Annotated in this window: 13 protein-coding genes, 1 tRNA gene and 1 pseudogene; 7 read left to right on the top strand and 8 right to left on the bottom strand. The window is 55.7% G+C overall.

The window, feature by feature from the left end; genetic code table 11:
* Positions 1–19 precede the first annotated feature (19 nt).
* Positions 20–460: a tellurite resistance TerB family protein gene (locus tag BLT54_RS20890; RefSeq protein WP_074647378.1), complete on the bottom strand. Its 441-nt coding sequence runs from the start codon at positions 458–460 to the stop codon at positions 20–22.
* Positions 461–693: 233 nt separating this feature from the next.
* On the opposite strand from BLT54_RS20890, the gene BLT54_RS20885 reads away from it, so the two are divergent.
* The 3 genes from BLT54_RS20885 (at position 694) to BLT54_RS20875 (ending at position 5,314) form a co-directional block, all read left to right on the top strand.
* Entirely contained in the window at positions 694–2,337 is a 1,644-nt protein-coding gene (locus tag BLT54_RS20885) for a lysine--tRNA ligase (RefSeq protein ID WP_074647377.1), read from the top strand.
* Between the two features lie 78 nt (positions 2,338–2,415).
* On the top strand, positions 2,416–2,811 hold the full coding sequence (locus BLT54_RS20880; RefSeq protein ID WP_074647376.1) for a DUF4864 domain-containing protein: 396 nt from the start codon (positions 2,416–2,418) through the stop codon (positions 2,809–2,811).
* Positions 2,812–3,025: 214 nt separating this feature from the next.
* Complete coding sequence (locus tag BLT54_RS20875) at positions 3,026–5,314, top strand: glycosyl hydrolase family 28-related protein (RefSeq protein ID WP_074647375.1); 2,289 nt, start codon at positions 3,026–3,028, stop codon at positions 5,312–5,314.
* Between the two features lie 75 nt (positions 5,315–5,389).
* On the opposite strand, the gene BLT54_RS20870 is transcribed toward BLT54_RS20875, so the two are convergent.
* Positions 5,390–5,893: a pyridoxamine 5-phosphate oxidase gene (locus BLT54_RS20870; RefSeq protein ID WP_074647374.1), complete on the bottom strand. Its 504-nt coding sequence runs from the start codon at positions 5,891–5,893 to the stop codon at positions 5,390–5,392.
* Positions 5,894–5,977: 84 nt separating this feature from the next.
* Entirely contained in the window at positions 5,978–6,670 is a 693-nt protein-coding gene (locus tag BLT54_RS20865; protein WP_074647373.1) for a response regulator transcription factor, read from the bottom strand.
* Positions 6,671–7,082: 412 nt separating this feature from the next.
* On the opposite strand from BLT54_RS20865, the gene BLT54_RS20860 reads away from it, so the two are divergent.
* A complete protein-coding gene (locus BLT54_RS20860; protein ID WP_074647372.1) occupies positions 7,083–7,400 on the top strand; it encodes an antibiotic biosynthesis monooxygenase family protein in 318 nt (105 codons plus the stop codon).
* Complete coding sequence (locus tag BLT54_RS20855) at positions 7,400–7,981, top strand: rhodanese-like domain-containing protein (protein ID WP_074647371.1); 582 nt, start codon at positions 7,400–7,402, stop codon at positions 7,979–7,981. Before BLT54_RS20860 ends, BLT54_RS20855 begins: the two co-directional genes overlap by 1 nt.
* Positions 7,982–8,053: 72 nt before the next feature.
* Here the strand turns inward: BLT54_RS20855 and BLT54_RS20850 are convergent, their stop codons facing one another.
* Positions 8,054–8,341, bottom strand: a complete 288-nt coding sequence (locus tag BLT54_RS20850) for a hypothetical protein (protein ID WP_074647370.1) — start codon at positions 8,339–8,341, stop codon at positions 8,054–8,056.
* Positions 8,342–8,624: 283 nt separating this feature from the next.
* Positions 8,625–10,811, bottom strand: coding sequence for an excinuclease ABC subunit UvrB (uvrB, locus tag BLT54_RS20845; RefSeq protein ID WP_074647369.1), 2,187 nt, complete (start codon positions 10,809–10,811; stop codon positions 8,625–8,627).
* Between the two features lie 545 nt (positions 10,812–11,356).
* Here uvrB and BLT54_RS20840 point away from each other — a divergent pair.
* Together BLT54_RS20840 and BLT54_RS20835 are read left to right on the top strand one after the other, a co-directional pair.
* Complete coding sequence (locus BLT54_RS20840; RefSeq protein ID WP_074647368.1) at positions 11,357–11,668, top strand: ETC complex I subunit; 312 nt, start codon at positions 11,357–11,359, stop codon at positions 11,666–11,668.
* Positions 11,669–11,754: 86 nt separating this feature from the next.
* Positions 11,755–11,831: transfer RNA gene (locus BLT54_RS20835), tRNA-Arg, on the top strand.
* Between the two features lie 537 nt (positions 11,832–12,368).
* Here BLT54_RS20835 and BLT54_RS20830 read toward each other — a convergent pair.
* The 3 genes and pseudogenes from BLT54_RS20830 to BLT54_RS20815 form a co-directional block, all read right to left on the bottom strand.
* Complete coding sequence (locus tag BLT54_RS20830; RefSeq protein ID WP_083351932.1) at positions 12,369–13,121, bottom strand: DUF2199 domain-containing protein; 753 nt, start codon at positions 13,119–13,121, stop codon at positions 12,369–12,371.
* Positions 13,122–13,782: 661 nt separating this feature from the next.
* A complete protein-coding gene (locus BLT54_RS20820) occupies positions 13,783–14,229 on the bottom strand; it encodes a LysR substrate-binding domain-containing protein (RefSeq protein WP_083351931.1) in 447 nt (148 codons plus the stop codon).
* 17 nt (positions 14,230–14,246) lie between these two features.
* Positions 14,247–14,976 (bottom strand): annotated as a pseudogene (locus tag BLT54_RS20815) (transposase); the annotation flags it as partial.
* Positions 14,977–15,059 lie beyond the last annotated feature (83 nt).

The following is a 15,059-nucleotide window of genomic DNA, read 5'->3' as shown; positions in this document are numbered from 1 at the left end:
CGGATTTGAAAAACGCAGCTCAGGCGTTTTCTGTTTCGTGTACGACGGTATAGCGTGCCCGAGCCCCGCGTTCGATGGCGGCGGCATGCAAGCGGTCTATGGTGAGTTCGTAGCGGATTTCTTCCAACAATCGCAACTCGGCCTCGTAGGTCTTTCCGTCGGCTGCGGCCACATCACAGGCCAAAGCATAAGCGGTTTCAAACAGATAGCCCGGAAGGTTGTCGCGGATCAGGCCGAAGAGCGCGTCAAGACCGTCTTCTTCGGAGAAGAGGTCGAAGACGGTTGATGAGACCACTTTGATCCGGTCTGGATCATAATCGGCAAAGATCGGCAGGTGGTTGACGATATTCTCGATCGTGATCAATTCCGCCGTGCGGATGTTTTCGTCAGACATGGATTGCGCGATCATGACGGCGACGAGGCAGTCCTGTGGGGTGAGGGAATGGGGCATATCGGTCATCGGAACGGTCTTTTCATAGGGGCCCAAAGGCGGTTGGAGGAAGGATAGGCGGGGCGTTGGGTGGGGGCAAGTCTTGTTCTGATCAGGCCGGGCGTGGCGGTCGGAAAATCCAGAGGATTACGCCGCAAATTGCCCAGTAATTCTTGACCCTTGGCGTGACTGGCAATAGACGACGAGTTTGCGGGCGGCGTCTGCGCCGATGCCTGCTGTCAAATGATATAAGGATTGTCCCCATGTCTGACCTGCGTGACGCTGGTATGAGTTCGAAAGCCTGGCCCTTTGAAGAGGCGCGCAAGGTACTCAAGCGCTATGAGCAGTCCAAGGACAAGAAGGGATTTGTGCTGTTTGAGACCGGCTATGGGCCGTCTGGTTTGCCGCATATCGGCACCTTTGGCGAGGTTTTGCGCACAACGATGATCCGCCGCGCCTTTGAGGTGATTTCCGACGTTCCGACCCGGCTGATTTGTTTCTCCGACGATATGGACGGGATGCGTAAAGTGCCGGGGAATGTGCCGAACCAAGAGATGTTGAAAGAGAACGCGCAGCGGCCGCTGACCTCTGTGCCGGACCCGTTTGGCGAGTTTGAGAGCTTTGGTCATCACAACAATGCGATGTTGCGGCGGTTCCTTGACACGTTTGGTTTTGAGTATGAATTTTATTCGGCCACGGAGTTTTACAAATCGGGTCAGTTTGACGAGGTGCTCAAACGCGCCGTCGACAAATATGATGAGGTGATGGCGGTGATGTTGAAATCTCTGCGCGATGAGCGGGCGGCGAGCTATTCGATTTTCCTGCCGATCCACCCGGAGACGGGGCGGGTGCTTTATGTGCCGATGAAATCGGTCAACCGCGACGATTACACGATCACTTTTGACGATGAAGAGGGCCGCGAGTGGACCCTGCCGGTCACGGGCGGCAACGTGAAATTGCAGTGGAAGCCGGATTTTGGCGCGCGCTGGGCGGCGCTGGATGTGGATTTTGAAATGTATGGCAAAGACCACAGCACCAACACGCCGATCTATGACCGGATTTGTGAAATTCTGGGTGGGAAAAAGCCGGAGCATTTCACGTATGAATTGTTCTTGGACTCGAGCGGTCAGAAAATTTCGAAATCGTCGGGCAATGGTTTGACCATTGATGAATGGCTGACCTATGCCTCGACTGAAAGCCTGTCCTATTTCATGTATCAAAAGCCCAAAACGGCGAAGCGGATGCATTTTGACGTGATCCCGCGGGCGATGGACGAGTATCACCAACAGCTGCGGGCCTATGCCAAACAGGACGTCACCCAACGCGCCAACAACCCGGTGTTCCACATTCACGGGGCGGATGTTCCGGCCTCTGATATGGTCGTGCCGTTCACCATGTTGCTCAACCTTGCCTCAGTGGCGGGGGCCGAGGATAAGGATCAGCTTTGGGGCTATATCAAACGCTATGCGCCGGAGGCCTTGGCCGAAACCCATCCACAATTGGATGCGGCGGCGGGCTATGCCGTGCGGTATTACAATGACTTTGTGAAGCCCGAAAAGACCTTCCGCGCGCCGACAGAGCAAGAGCGGGCGGCAATGACGGATTTGATGGCGGCCTTTGGGTCGGCGGATCTGGCCTTGGCCGAGATCGCCAAGAAAAACGCAGCGGATGGTCTTGATGAGGCGCTGCCTGATGCGGATTTCACCGATGGAGATTTCTTGCAAACGGTGGTGTTTGCCGTGGGCAAGAACCACGAGTTTGACAATCTGCGGGACTGGTTCAAAGCGCTCTACGAGGTGCTTTTGGGACAATCTGAAGGCCCGCGCTTTGGGTCTTTTGCGGCTCTTTACGGCGTCAATGAAACCATTGATCTGATCGCAAAAGGATTGGCGGGCGAGCTGGCCTAAGCCACGACATGTGACGCAAATGTGATCCGACCCTTCGTTTGGCTGCGTATGATAAGCAGACAGACGGAGGGTTTTTACATGTTTAAAGCACTGATCACCACAACGGTCATGAGTTTTGCCCCGCTTGTGGCTGTGGCGGACGAGATGACGGATGTGATTTCGGATCAACTACAGGCGTTTCAAAAGCGCGATGTCGGGACGGCGTGGGACTACGCCAGTCCGATGATCCAAGGCCAGTTTGTCGACCCGCGCAGTTTTGCCCATATCGTCGAACAGGGCTACGGCCCGATTTGGAACAACGCCACGGTGCGGTTTGGCATCGCCATGGCCAAAGAGGGGCGGGTGCGTCAGACGGTGATTGTCACCGATCAGACGGGCCAAACGCAGGGCTATGAATACGACATGATTGAAACGGATGCCGGTTGGAAGGTGAACGGGGTGCGCCCGATTGACTTGCCGGATATTGCCGTTTGACGAGCCCTTTTGAGAGATGGCGCGCGTTGCGCGGGGGCAAATTGAGCCGCGCGCAGGGTTAACAGCGGCGTTAACTTCGCTGCTGTAGAGCTTTCACATCTCGGGTCATGCGCCCGGACTTTCCATGACGAGAGACCATGAGAGAGCGTGCCGCACCGTGAGGGTTCGGCGGGCACCGGTCGCGCATGTATTGAAAGATGTGAAAGGGGTTCGGATGAACAAGGCCATTACTGACGGGCTGGCGCTGATGCCACCAGCTTTTGCGAACGGTTTAAACGTTTGGTCCAGCGAGAACGGCACGCCGGGCTCGGCGACCTATGACGGGGCCGCAAACGCGGCTTTGGTCGCAGCGGACGCGGATTTCGGCGGCTGTCTGGAAATCGTCAAAAACACCACGACAACGAAACTACGTTTTATGGGCGAAACACCGCTTTTGCCGGGGATGTATCTACAGATCACCGCAAAAGTGAAAGCGATTTCGGGCAATTTGCCCTCTGTGCGGATTGCAGGCTGGGCCGGGGACAGCAGCTTTGCCAATGTGGCAGGACTGACGGAGGTCGGGTCCACTGTGGCGCTGACGGCCTATGGTGAGGTGGTCGAAGTGACCGCCATTGTCGGCTCTGGTGCGCGTGGCGGCGTGGATATGCCTTGGGGGCTTGATGCGGTTTACGGTCATTTTGGTTTGGATTTGACGGGGGCCAATGGCGGCACAGTTCGGATCGAGGACATCGTGATCGAGGATGTGACCTCCTATTTTCTGGGCGACAGTTCCGGGCGCATCGACATTCGCGACTTTGGCGCGGTGGGCGACGGTGTGACCGATTGCAAAGCCGCCTTTAATGCGGCGAATGCGGCGGCGGATGGGCGTCAGATTCTTGTGCCGGAGGGAGTGTATTACATCTCCGATACGGTTTCCATGATCAATGAAGTGGTGTTTGATGGCACGGTCACGATGCCAGACGCAGCACGTTTGACGCTGCGCCATGGGTTTCACCTCAACACCTATATTGATGCGTTTGGCGACGAAGTTTTGGGGCTTAAAAAGGCGATTCAGGCGCTGTTTTACTTCTCGGATCACGACAGCCTCGATCTGTGCGGTCGTCGGATTGAAATCGACGAACCGATTGATGTGGCCGTGGTCTCCGGGGCGAGCACTTTGGAGGTGCGCCGGGTGATCCGCAACGGTCAGATCAACATCCAAGCCTCAAGCAATTGGGACGTTGAGGTGATGACCTCAGAGGGCAGCTACAATGCCGCCTCGCCGCGCCAGATGACCAATGTGACAAACATCGCCAACATCAAGGTCGGCAGCCTTGTGACCGGGACGGGAGTTGGCCGCGAGGTTTATGTTCAAGCGGTCAATGTTGGGGCGCAGACCTTGACCTTGAGCCAACCGCTTTATGCGCCGAATGCGACCCAGACCTATACGTTCACGCGGTTCAAATATGCGCTGGATTTTTCAGGTCTGTCGAAACTGTCCCAGTTTCAGATTTCTGACGTGGAATTCCTGTGCAACGGTCATTCTTCTGCGGTGATGCTGGCACCGTCGGGCAACAATTTCCAACTCAAAGATTGCCATGTCAAATCGCCACTGAACCGGGGTGTGACCTCGATTGGGGAGGGCTGTCAGGATTTGCATATTGACCGCTGTTCCTTTGTGTCTAACGAACAATCGCTGCGTGCAGAGGATCGTCAGTCGATTGCCTTTAACGTAAACGCCAATGATTCGAAAATTCGCGACAGCCGGTTCCAGCGCTTTGGCCATACCGCGATTTGTTACGGCACGGGTCATATGTTCGTCGGAAACCATTGGTTCCAAGGCGACAACGACTCCGACAGTCCGCGCAAGGCCGGCTTGGTTTTTACCTATCCGAATGTGAACTCGGTCGTCACCGGCAACTACATTGATAACTCGTTTATCGAAATGACCAACGAGCATGACGCAACCCCGGATTTCAATTCCGAGTTCTCCTTTGGTGGCTTGACGATCACGGGCAATATTTTCACCGTAAGTGACTGTGCAAGCTGGTTCTCGTGGATCGTGGTCAAACCCTATGGTCCGGGGCATTTCATCCAGGGTGTGTCGGTTCAGAACAACTCTTTTAAGTCGATAAATGGCTATATCGACCGGGTGGATAAGGTCGATACGACCTTTGCGACTTTGGACAATAATATGATGCGCAACATCACCTTTGAGGCCAACACCTTCAATGGTGTCAGCCAGAACACCATCAACCCGGTGGCGCTTGAGTTTACGCAAGGCACAGCGGCAACCAATTGGGTTTTGGACCCGTCGGCCTATTTGCCATTTGATGGCTGGGCGCGCGGGGTGGAAAGCCTTGTGTTCCGCAATGCGGTGACGAATGCCACGGGCGCAACCGTGTTCCACACCCCCTACGTGACGGTCAACTATGGTGCGTCGTCGAATCAGATCCGCCTGACCTTCCCGGAAGCGACAAAGGGCACGGTGAACATGATTTCACGTATGGACCGCCCGATTTAAGCCCTGATTCAAGCTCTGTCTCAAGCACAGTGTGGCAAAAGGAAATGGACCGGGCGGTTGAGGCTGTCCGGTTTTTTATGACTGAATCGGGGTGAGATCGGCGACGCTCAACCGATATGCATTGCCAAAACCGCCATTCAAATCCGCAGAGAGCGGGGTGAAGGTGACAAAGGAAAAATCGGCAAAATCGACATAGAGCGCTGACTTTGGGTGATGGCCAAGCCATGCGGCGCGCAGGTCGCGATGACGCGGATCGTCTCGGGGCACAAAATGAGCATCGACACTGGCAGAAAGACGCGGGAAGGCCAAAGGATCGCCTTTGCCCGGCGCTTCGCCAAGCAAAACCCCGGCGCGGATGTCGGCCTTGAGCGCCTGGGTGTGAGCCGACAAATCCGAGATCAACGTCATCCAAGTGCCATCCTGCGCCAAGCCAAAGGCGATGCGTGTGACATGCGGTGCGCCGGTGGTCGGGTCAAGCACAGCCAGGGCGGCGAGCCGTGCCGCGCCAATCACGTCCTGTGCCAAGCGCCGGGCCGCATCATCTGTGTCACGAAAGGGGGAGGGGGCATCTTGTGTCATACCTCTGTCTAGCCCCTAACTGCCGCGCCGCCAATCTTGAATATGGTGGCGGGGCGGTTGTTCTCAAGAGGGGGAAGTCAACCCCTAAGCGGCCTGCTGAGCGGCAGGTTGCGAGACGATCCGGTACCCCAGCCCCCAAACCGTTTGCACCATATCCGGTTCGCCGCCGCTCAGGTCAATCTGTTGGCGAATGCGGCTGAGATAGACGTTGATGATCCGCGCATCGGGTTCATCATCCCAAGCATAGAGGTGGTTCATAAAGGCCTCACGCGTCACCAACCGTTCGCGATGCAGCGACAGCATTTCAAGGATTTCATACTCCTTGCGCGTCAAATGCAGCGCCCGCCCATTCAGGGTTGCGATGCCGTGATGGGTGTCGAGGATCAGCGGCCCAATGGTCAGGTCTTTGCTTGAATAACCCGCCGTGCGGCGTACGGCGGCTTTGATTTGTGCGGCAAGGGCCGCGGCATTGACCGGGCCGTAAATCACATCGTCGGCCCCCATGGCATAGGCCTTTTTGCGCACGTCCCAATTTTCGGTTTCACTCAAAACATAGATCGGGATCAAAGGGTTACGCTGGCGCATATGTTCAATCAATTTGCACCCATCCATGTCCGGCATGTCGAGATCAAGCACGATGGCGCTTTGTTCGCCAAATTCGGCAAAATCCATCATTTCGCGCCCGTCATTGACCCGCGTCACCAAAAGACCGGCGTCAACGAGCCCGGCGGCGGCCGCCATGGAATTCCAGTTCGTTTCAGAGAGAAGCACACGCATATTCGACCCTTTTGTTGTTCGCCGCCCTTTGAGGTCGGGGGCTCAGATGGGTCCGTTCTGGACGACTGTGGCGGGCGTTTTGGCGCGCTGTTGTGAGGTTGATCTAATTTTAGCTAATTTGGGTGGGGCTTTGGCAAGGATTTGTTATGGTTAATGTCTGAAAAGAAAAGAAAATCCAAAAAAACATGGCGCACCTCATAGAATGCGGCAGAGGTGGGGCGAGAGGGTGAAAGCTATGGGGAGAATGGTGCAAAAACCGTGGTTAATTGGACCGGATCGACGTTGCAAAACACAACATCCGCGCTTTGATCTTAGCCCCTGTGCAATATGATTCTCCACAGCTCTGTTGCTACAACCCGATACATTCGTGTTAGGCTAAGTGAGATCGCAGCGACAGATCAGGGAGGATCCGATGCCAACGATTTCCAAAGACAATGCCTGTCAAACCGTCTTGACCACATTTGAAACCACGCCCGGTTCAGCGCATGACCTGATGGAGGCGCTTCAATCCGCCTATGCGGAGGTGATTTCCAAACAGCCGGGGTTCATTTCGGCGGCGCTTCATATCAATGACGCCCAAACCCGGATCGCCAATTATTCACAATGGACCAAGCGCGAGGATTATCAGGCGATGTTGCGCACCGACGAGATGCGCAAACGCAACCGGGTGATCAACGGCATGTGCAAAACATTTGAACCCGTCATGTATGAAGTAGAAGGAATTTATTGATGCGTTTGGCAATGATGATGAGCCTGATGGCTGGGGCGGCTTTTGCGGAGCCTGTCGGGATCACCCCCGACACGATGGCGATCACGGTCGAAACCCCCTCCGGTCCGATGGAGATTTCGCGCATTCAGGACAATGCCAATGAACTCTCCGGCACATGGGCGCAAACCTCGCGGCCTTGTCCGAATTTTTGCATCCAACCGATGAATCCAGCGCCGGGCGTGACCACCATTGGCGAATTGGAACTCATGGCGATGTTGCAGGACCCGAATGCCATGGTGCTCGACAGCCGGGTCAAACCGGATTTCGACGGCGGTGCCATTCCGGGAGCGGTGCATATGCCCTACACGGAAGCGGCGGATCGGCTGGGCGAACTGGGCTGTGAACCAGATTTCGAAGGCTTCATTTGCGACGGCGATCAAGTCAAAACCGTCGCGCTCTATTGCAACGGCCCATGGTGCGGCCAATCCCCCACTGCCGCGCGCCGCATGATCGAAGCAGGCTTTCCGGCGGAGAAAATTTTCTACTACCGCGGCGGAATGCAGGTCTGGCGAATGCTGGGGCTGACGGTGACGGGGGGATGAGAAACGCCCAGAAGGACGTTTCAATCGTGACCGAGAGGGGATGTACAAGTCTCCACCTCTTTAGAGAGTGTATTAATCGCCGACAAAATGCCATTCCCAGCCGGTGCTGGGCAGCTTGTGTTTGTCGCTTGCATCGAGATTGAGTTGGATTTTGCCCGGGACCGACCCATGGTAGGCCTCGGTCATGTCATCAAGACCGATATAGGACGGTGCGTCGATTTTCAGGATGAAATTTTGCGACATCACGTCTTTGCAAAGCGTCCAGACGCCTGAAGCCGGGAGCCAGTAGACCAAGCCGCCCTGAAGCATCAGCTTGTAGGGCGGCTTGCCTTCGGGCAATTCCTCCCAGCGCATGATCATTATTTCTTCGCCCTCGTCATTTATTGTCCAGACGACGTACATTCGGATACGGATCGTCGTTTTAGTCCGTGGATGTGTAAGTTGGAAAATATAATTGCTCATAGAAACCTCCCTTGAAACAGAAAGGAGTATAACCGGAACCCGCTATGCGTGCCTTGATCTCAGGTGGGGTCGGATTGCACAGGCTTAAATTGGGGACGAGGTACAGACAGGGCGAGTTGCGGAAAAAGAACTGGGATGCGATGTTCAGAAATATTCATTTCGTGAAGCACACGCATGTCCCTCACCGCTTCCCCCGCCGACCAGCATTCCCCCCACGCATCCCGCCACGGCCAGCGGTACTCCGACCACTCGCGGCCTTCGCGCCTTCGACCGCTTGGTCCACCGCAGTTTGCCGCGCCATGGGGTCGTCGTGCAGCACCAGATCGACAGTTTCCAGTCGTTTGATTTCGTCGCGCAGGCGGGCCGCTTCTTCGAATTCCAAATTCTCCGCCGCCTTGCGCATGTCGGATTTCAGCCCGTCCAACACGGCTTGCAAATTCTGCCCGGCCTGCGCCTTGTCAACCTTGGCGGTGACGCGGTTCATGTCCACGTCGCCTTTGTACAGACCGGCTAAAATATCCTCGACATTCTTTTTGACTGTCGCCGGCGTGATGCCGTGTTTGACGTTATAGGCGATCTGTTTTTCGCGGCGCCGTTCGGTTTCCCCCATAGCGCGTTCCATCGAGCCGGTGATTTTATCGGCGTATAAAATCACCCGACCCTCGACGTTGCGCGCGGCGCGGCCGATGGTTTGGATCAGCGAGGTCTCAGAGCGTAAAAAGCCCTCTTTGTCGGCGTCCAGAATGGCCACAAGCCCGCATTCCGGGATGTCCAACCCCTCGCGCAACAGGTTGATCCCGACGAGCACGTCAAACGCCCCAAGCCGCAGATCGCGCAGGATTTCGATCCGCTCGATCGTATCAATATCCGAGTGCATATAGCGCACCCGCACGCCCTGTTCGTGGAGGTATTCGGTCAGGTCTTCGGCCATGCGTTTGGTCAGCGTCGTGACCAAAACCCGGTTGCCCTTGGCCGCCTGGCGTTTGGCCTCATGCATCAGATCATCGACCTGCGTATCCACCGGACGGATTTCGATCACCGGGTCCAAAAGCCCGGTGGGGCGGATGATTTGTTCGACAAACACCCCGCCCGATTGTTCCAATTCCCAGTCTTTCGGCGTGGCGGACACAAACACCGACTGCGGCCGCATCGCGTCCCATTCCTCGAATTTCAAAGGCCGGTTGTCCATACAGGACGGCAGGCGAAACCCATGTTCCGCAAGCGTCATTTTGCGCCGAAAGTCACCGCGATACATGCCGCCGATTTGTGGCACGGAGACGTGGGACTCATCAGCAAACACAATGGCGTTGTCGGGGATAAATTCGAACAGGGTCGGGGGCGGCTCACCCGGCGCGCGGCCCGTCAGATAACGTGAATAGTTCTCGATCCCGTTGCAAAATCCCGAGGCTTCCAACATCTCAAGATCAAAATTGGTGCGCTGCTCCAACCGCTGCGCTTCCAAGAGTTTGCCCTCGTTGTTGAACTGATCCAACCGCAGTCGCAGCTCTTTCTTGATGCCTTGGATCGCCTGTTTGATCGTCTTTTTCGGCGTCACATAATGCGAATTGGCATAGACGCGGATCTGGTCGAAATTGTCGGTTTTCTTGCCGGTGAGCGGATCAAATTCGGTGATCGCCTCCAACTCTTCGCCAAAAAACGACAGTTTCCACGCCCGGTCATCCAAGTGAGCGGGCCAAATCTCAAGACTGTCACCGCGCACCCGAAACGAGCCACGTTCAAACGCCTGATCGTTGCGCCGATATTGTTGTTCGACCAAATCGCCCATGATCTGACGCTGGTCGTACTCTTTGCCGACCTCCAAATCCATCGTCATTGCCATGTAAAGTTCGGGCGACCCCAGACCGTAAATGCAGGACACGGAGGCCACGATGATCACATCGTCCCGCTCCAAAAGCGCACGCGTCGCGGCGTGGCGCATGCGGTCGATCTGTTCGTTGATCTGGCTTTCTTTTTCGATGAACGTGTCGGAGCGCGCGACATAGGCTTCGGGTTGGTAATAGTCGTAATAGGAGACGAAATATTCGACGGCATTTTCCGGGAAAAACCCTTTGAATTCGCCATAAAGCTGGGCGGCGAGGGTTTTGTTTGGGGCCAAGATGATCGCCGGGCGTTGCGTCGCCTCAATGACTTTCGCCATGGTAAAGGTCTTGCCCGTGCCCGTTGCACCCAACAGCACCTGATCACGGTCGCCCGCATTCAACCCGTTTGACAGCTCTTTGATCGCGGTCGGTTGATCCCCAGAGGGCTCAAAATCGCTGTGCAACACAAACCGTTTGCCGCCCTCCAATTTCGGGCGCAGTTTTAGTTCCGGGTTCGGGCTGTGCAGGATTGGCGTGTCCATCGGCATTGGGGCGGAACTCCTTGGCGTCCATTCCGTTTCGTGAGCATTTCAAAAGCAAGTTTCGACAAGGCCTGTTTCGAGATGCGGTAAGGTGAATAAATGATCCCTTTTTGTTCACGTTTCAAGTCTCGCAGGGCAGAACGGCGGGTTTTGTGTGGCTCCGTGTGGCTCCGTGGGGGGCACTGCGGAAAGGTTAACAAAAAGTTACCACTTTAGGGAGATTTTTATGAGATTAAAAACAACCTTAAGGATATTAATCCTTGCGTATGGCCTGTGCGGATTCTAGTCTGATCTTGCAAGCAGCAGAACAGACTGTCCCGGCCTTGGGTGCACCACCCACCCCACCCCTCGCTCTCCACCCTTGGCCGGGCAGTCACCCCCCCTCCAAGCCCGTCCCCTTTCTTTAAGTGGGCGGGTTTTGCTTGGTTTGTGTGCAACAGCTCTCGCCTGAGCCGCGTTACCTGTTTGTCCCTGTGGCGGCAGATGTGCGAAGGGCTTGAAACGGCGCACGGAAACGGGGATAAGGCAGCAAGGCAAAAAGGAGTCTCCCGATGCGCGCTCGTATCTATCAGCCCGCCCGAAATGCTATGCAATCCGGGCAGGGTAAGACCAAACATTGGCTTCTCGACTACGCGCCCGCATCGGCGCGCGACATTGACCCGTTGATGGGCTGGACATCTTCCAATGATACCCAAGCCCAAGTGCGCATGAGCTTCGACAGCAAAGAGGCCGCCATCGCCTATGCCGATCATCATGGTCTCGACTATGTCGTGCAAGAGCCCAAAACCCGCGCCCCCGTGGTGCGTCCCGGCGGCTATGGCGAAAACTTCGCAACCAACCGCCGCGAGCCTTGGTCGCACTGATCTGTTGAAAAGACGAACGAGAACAGACGGATAGGAAAATGGCTCGGGCTTGCGAACCGTTTTTCGAACCGTTATCACAGAGCCACGGTCCCGTAGCTCAACTGGATAGAGCACCTGACTTCTAATCAGGATGTTGGGGGTTCGAGTCCTCCCGGGATCGCCATTTTTTCTTATTGTGAAGATGAAGATGGCGCATATGAATGCGCAAAATGGCATTTTTTCATGCACGTCGTGTCAAGAAGTTTTTGCAGTGGGTCCCGGAGGCAAGCTCAACAGGCTGATAAATATATATAAATAATGATATTGAAGCCTCACGAGCGTTGGGTGGGGGAAGCGCCTAGGGTTGCCTGGGAACGTCGACACGGAGTTCCCTAAGGCGTCGATGAGACAAAAGATTGTACAATCAGCAGGCCCAGCACCTGAGGTAGGCACCCTGACAACGCCATGATTCAAAATTCGACTGATTGGACCTGCAAAATTTATCCCTATGACCCCGCCTAGAATCCCCGACCTGTATAGCGAGGCCACGAGGACACCACCTCGACCTAGGGCGGAACCTCACTGAGGAGATCGACGCTCCTGTGCGGTTTCCTGCTGTCCGGTCAACCGCGACCTCGGCTACACGCGCTGGCAGACCAATGTCCTGTATGCGGACATTCCTGCCGTTCGCTACAGCTGCGCGAATGTCGGCTTTTCTATGTTAAACGAGATGGTCTCTCCCTGAGAAAGCGTGATTTGCGAGATTGGCAATTTTTATTGCCTTTCTCCAGCTTATCCCTTCGCGTTGATCAACTGAAAGTGGATGGGACCCTTCCCAAAGATAGGCCTTTGGTCTTTGTCCCTTCGCGCTCCATTGAATATCACATTCAAGGTGCTCAAGAGGAGTGCCCGCATCAGAAAGATTGTAGAACGGCATGTCGACGGGCAACCACCCAAAGCTCCCGAGCGACGACTGATCTTGACCAAAAGTTTCGACGTATTTTTCGAAGCTATCTTTCGACTGAGTAACCCAAACTCCCCAAGTAAATGGGGCATCGGCACCTTTGATCGGGATCTCAAGGACGACACGAATACAGAAAATCTCGTTGCCTTCGTCATCATCCTTTGCAGGCCTAATGTGACAAAGATCATCCGAAGCGACAGTCCGATCTTTTCGTTCCGCCTCGGGGACGTCAAAGTAGTATGTTGGAAACTTAAACGAGAACGACGGCGATCCTTGGTGAAGTTCACCACACTCGTTGCACTTGTACTGAAATTGTCGTTTGCCGAACAGTCGTTTGAACAATGGATTCCCTTTCCGCGCTTCGAACCAATTTGAAGCAGACATTGTGTTGGTGTGCAATGGAGGTAGGTCGGGCTCGAAGCAGACCTGCGGCGGCGCAGCAGGCCCCTCAACTTGGCGGGCCAGGCCTTCGGGCGCTGACTGCCCTTCGCGGACCTTTGCCCCAGGCATGACAGACGAGCGGTCCCAGCTCTTTACAGAGGACGCCTGCTATCACTTTAGGTGAAAGTACTGGACTCGAATCTTCCTGAAGGTGACCATCGATGTCATTACCAACAGGGAGGATATAAATTGCCTGATTATTATGTAAATTCAAACGCTCAAGCTAATGGCGACAATGAAGTGCATCGGAGCGATGAAGTAGGCTGTCAGAATCCAGCTTCATCGTGGAACAGGGTTTCGCTCGGCTGGCATTCGGACTGCCACTCAGCTGTCTCTGCCGCAAAAGCTAAAGGCTACAACGCCAATGGGTGCTTCTACTGCGCAAATGCCTGCCACACAACTTGAGCATTAAAAGGATGATTGGCCGAGATCTAGCCGATAAAGCTGCTAGGTCTTGGCTTACCCAAGCGCCGATCTATTCTTGTCGAATCCCTGCCTCCAGCAATCCAAAATGGTACATCCTGCGGAGACACGAGCGGCGAGCCCGGCCCACAGGCGACATTCGCCAGGTGATCATCGCTGCAACGCAGCTTCCCCGGACCAGCCTTTCGGCACATTGCGCGGCAAAATCGGATGCGCGAAGGGCAGCGGTGAGAGGCCTCTTAATCGTTCGCTGCACTGATGTTGGACTCCCACTGGGTGCTTTTGCGACGGGATGAGCACGACGCCTTCAACTCGCTCTCGAGGATCGCGCGAGTTCCCGTGCGAGGTCGACAAAGACCTTGAAGGCCGCCGGCGGATTGCGCCGGCTGGGATAGTATAGGCAAAGCGGCGCCAGCGGCGGCGTCCAGGCGTCGAGAACACGCACCAGCCGCCCCGTCTCGATATCCTCTCGCACGTCCGACTCCATAAAGAAACCGATCCCGAGACCATCAAGCACGGCAATGCGCGCGAGGCTGGCTTCGTCCAGCGTGATCGGCCCCTCGACATCGGCGTGAACCGGCTGCCCCTCGGCTTCGAATTGCCAGCGAAAGAGCGCGCCATTCGGCAGGCGTGTCCGAATGCAAGCATGCGCCATCAGATCGGAAGGCACCTTGGGCGGTTCCCGGCTTTCGAAATAGGTGGGTGTCGCAACGACCGCGTAGCGCCGCGCAGGCCCGAGCGGGATGGCGATCATGTCGTTTGGCACAAGGGGTTGCCTTCGACGTCCAAAATAACACCGTGATCCGTGTCGATCAGGTAATTGTCGGAATAGCTAAAGAAAGCAGGCCCTTTGCGGGCCGCAGTCCACTGGCTGGCCGGATCGGAATGCGAGGTGAACTTGGGCTGGACATCGCTGGCAGCGCCAAATGCGGCATCGTCGAGCGTGTCGAGATACTCGCGGACCGCGCGCGCGCCCCGCGTCTGCCGGATCGATGGTCGACGCATCCCATTCTTCCTTCGGGGTTGAGTTCTGCTTGTTCGCATCCGCTTCGATCAGGCTGGCGTCCACTGCCATGCGCTGCCCGCTGGCAAGTCCTTCTTCGATGCAACGTGCAACTGTCGTCTCGAACAGATGGCGCAGCAGCTCGCTCTCGCGGAAACGGCCATGGCGGTTCTTTGAGAAGGTCGAATGGTCTGGAATGCGATCGTTCAGATCGAGACGGCAGAACCAGCGATAAGCCAGGTTCAAATGCACTTCCTCACAGAGCCGTCGTTCCGACCGGATGCCGAAACAGTATCCGACCAGCAGCATCCGGATCAGCAGCTCGGGATCGACGGAGGGACGGCCGGTGTGGCTGTAGAAATCCGCCAAATGGGCACGGATGCTGCTCAGGTCGACAAACCGGTCGATCGATCGCAGCAGGTGGTCTTGCGGGACATGATCCTCAAGCGAGAACTCGTAGAAAAGTGCTGCCTGTGCTTCCTGTCTCGGCCCCATCATCGTCAAACCCTCCCGCCCGTCAGAAGAATTGAATCAGCAACTTACGCTTCGATCAAGCACGAGTTTTTCAACAAAATACGCCC

Source organism: Celeribacter baekdonensis, from assembly GCF_900102315.1.
Lineage (GTDB): Bacteria > Pseudomonadota > Alphaproteobacteria > Rhodobacterales > Rhodobacteraceae > Celeribacter > Celeribacter baekdonensis.
This window is presented reverse-complemented; position numbering and strand designations above follow the sequence as displayed.

Bases quoted from the DNA above. Each gene is read 5' to 3' on its own strand.
- uvrB (WP_074647369.1), bottom strand. From the start codon at position 10,811: ATGCCGATGGACACGCCAATCCTGCACAGCCCGAACCCGGAACTAAAA.
- BLT54_RS20855 (WP_074647371.1), top strand. From the start codon at position 7,400: ATGCGTTTGGCAATGATGATGAGCCTGATGGCTGGGGCGGCTTTTGCG.
- BLT54_RS20840 (WP_074647368.1), top strand. From the start codon at position 11,357: ATGCGCGCTCGTATCTATCAGCCCGCCCGAAATGCTATGCAATCCGGG.
- BLT54_RS20875 (WP_074647375.1), top strand. From the start codon at position 3,026: ATGAACAAGGCCATTACTGACGGGCTGGCGCTGATGCCACCAGCTTTT.
- BLT54_RS20870 (WP_074647374.1), bottom strand. From the start codon at position 5,893: ATGACACAAGATGCCCCCTCCCCCTTTCGTGACACAGATGATGCGGCC.
- BLT54_RS20820 (WP_083351931.1), bottom strand. From the start codon at position 14,229: ATGATCGCCATCCCGCTCGGGCCTGCGCGGCGCTACGCGGTCGTTGCG.
- BLT54_RS20860 (WP_074647372.1), top strand. From the start codon at position 7,083: ATGCCAACGATTTCCAAAGACAATGCCTGTCAAACCGTCTTGACCACA.
- BLT54_RS20865 (WP_074647373.1), bottom strand. From the start codon at position 6,670: ATGCGTGTGCTTCTCTCTGAAACGAACTGGAATTCCATGGCGGCCGCC.
- BLT54_RS20885 (WP_074647377.1), top strand. From the start codon at position 694: ATGTCTGACCTGCGTGACGCTGGTATGAGTTCGAAAGCCTGGCCCTTT.
- BLT54_RS20880 (WP_074647376.1), top strand. From the start codon at position 2,416: ATGTTTAAAGCACTGATCACCACAACGGTCATGAGTTTTGCCCCGCTT.
- BLT54_RS20830 (WP_083351932.1), bottom strand. From the start codon at position 13,121: ATGCCTGGGGCAAAGGTCCGCGAAGGGCAGTCAGCGCCCGAAGGCCTG.
- BLT54_RS20890 (WP_074647378.1), bottom strand. From the start codon at position 460: ATGACCGATATGCCCCATTCCCTCACCCCACAGGACTGCCTCGTCGCC.
- BLT54_RS20850 (WP_074647370.1), bottom strand. From the start codon at position 8,341: ATGATCATGCGCTGGGAGGAATTGCCCGAAGGCAAGCCGCCCTACAAG.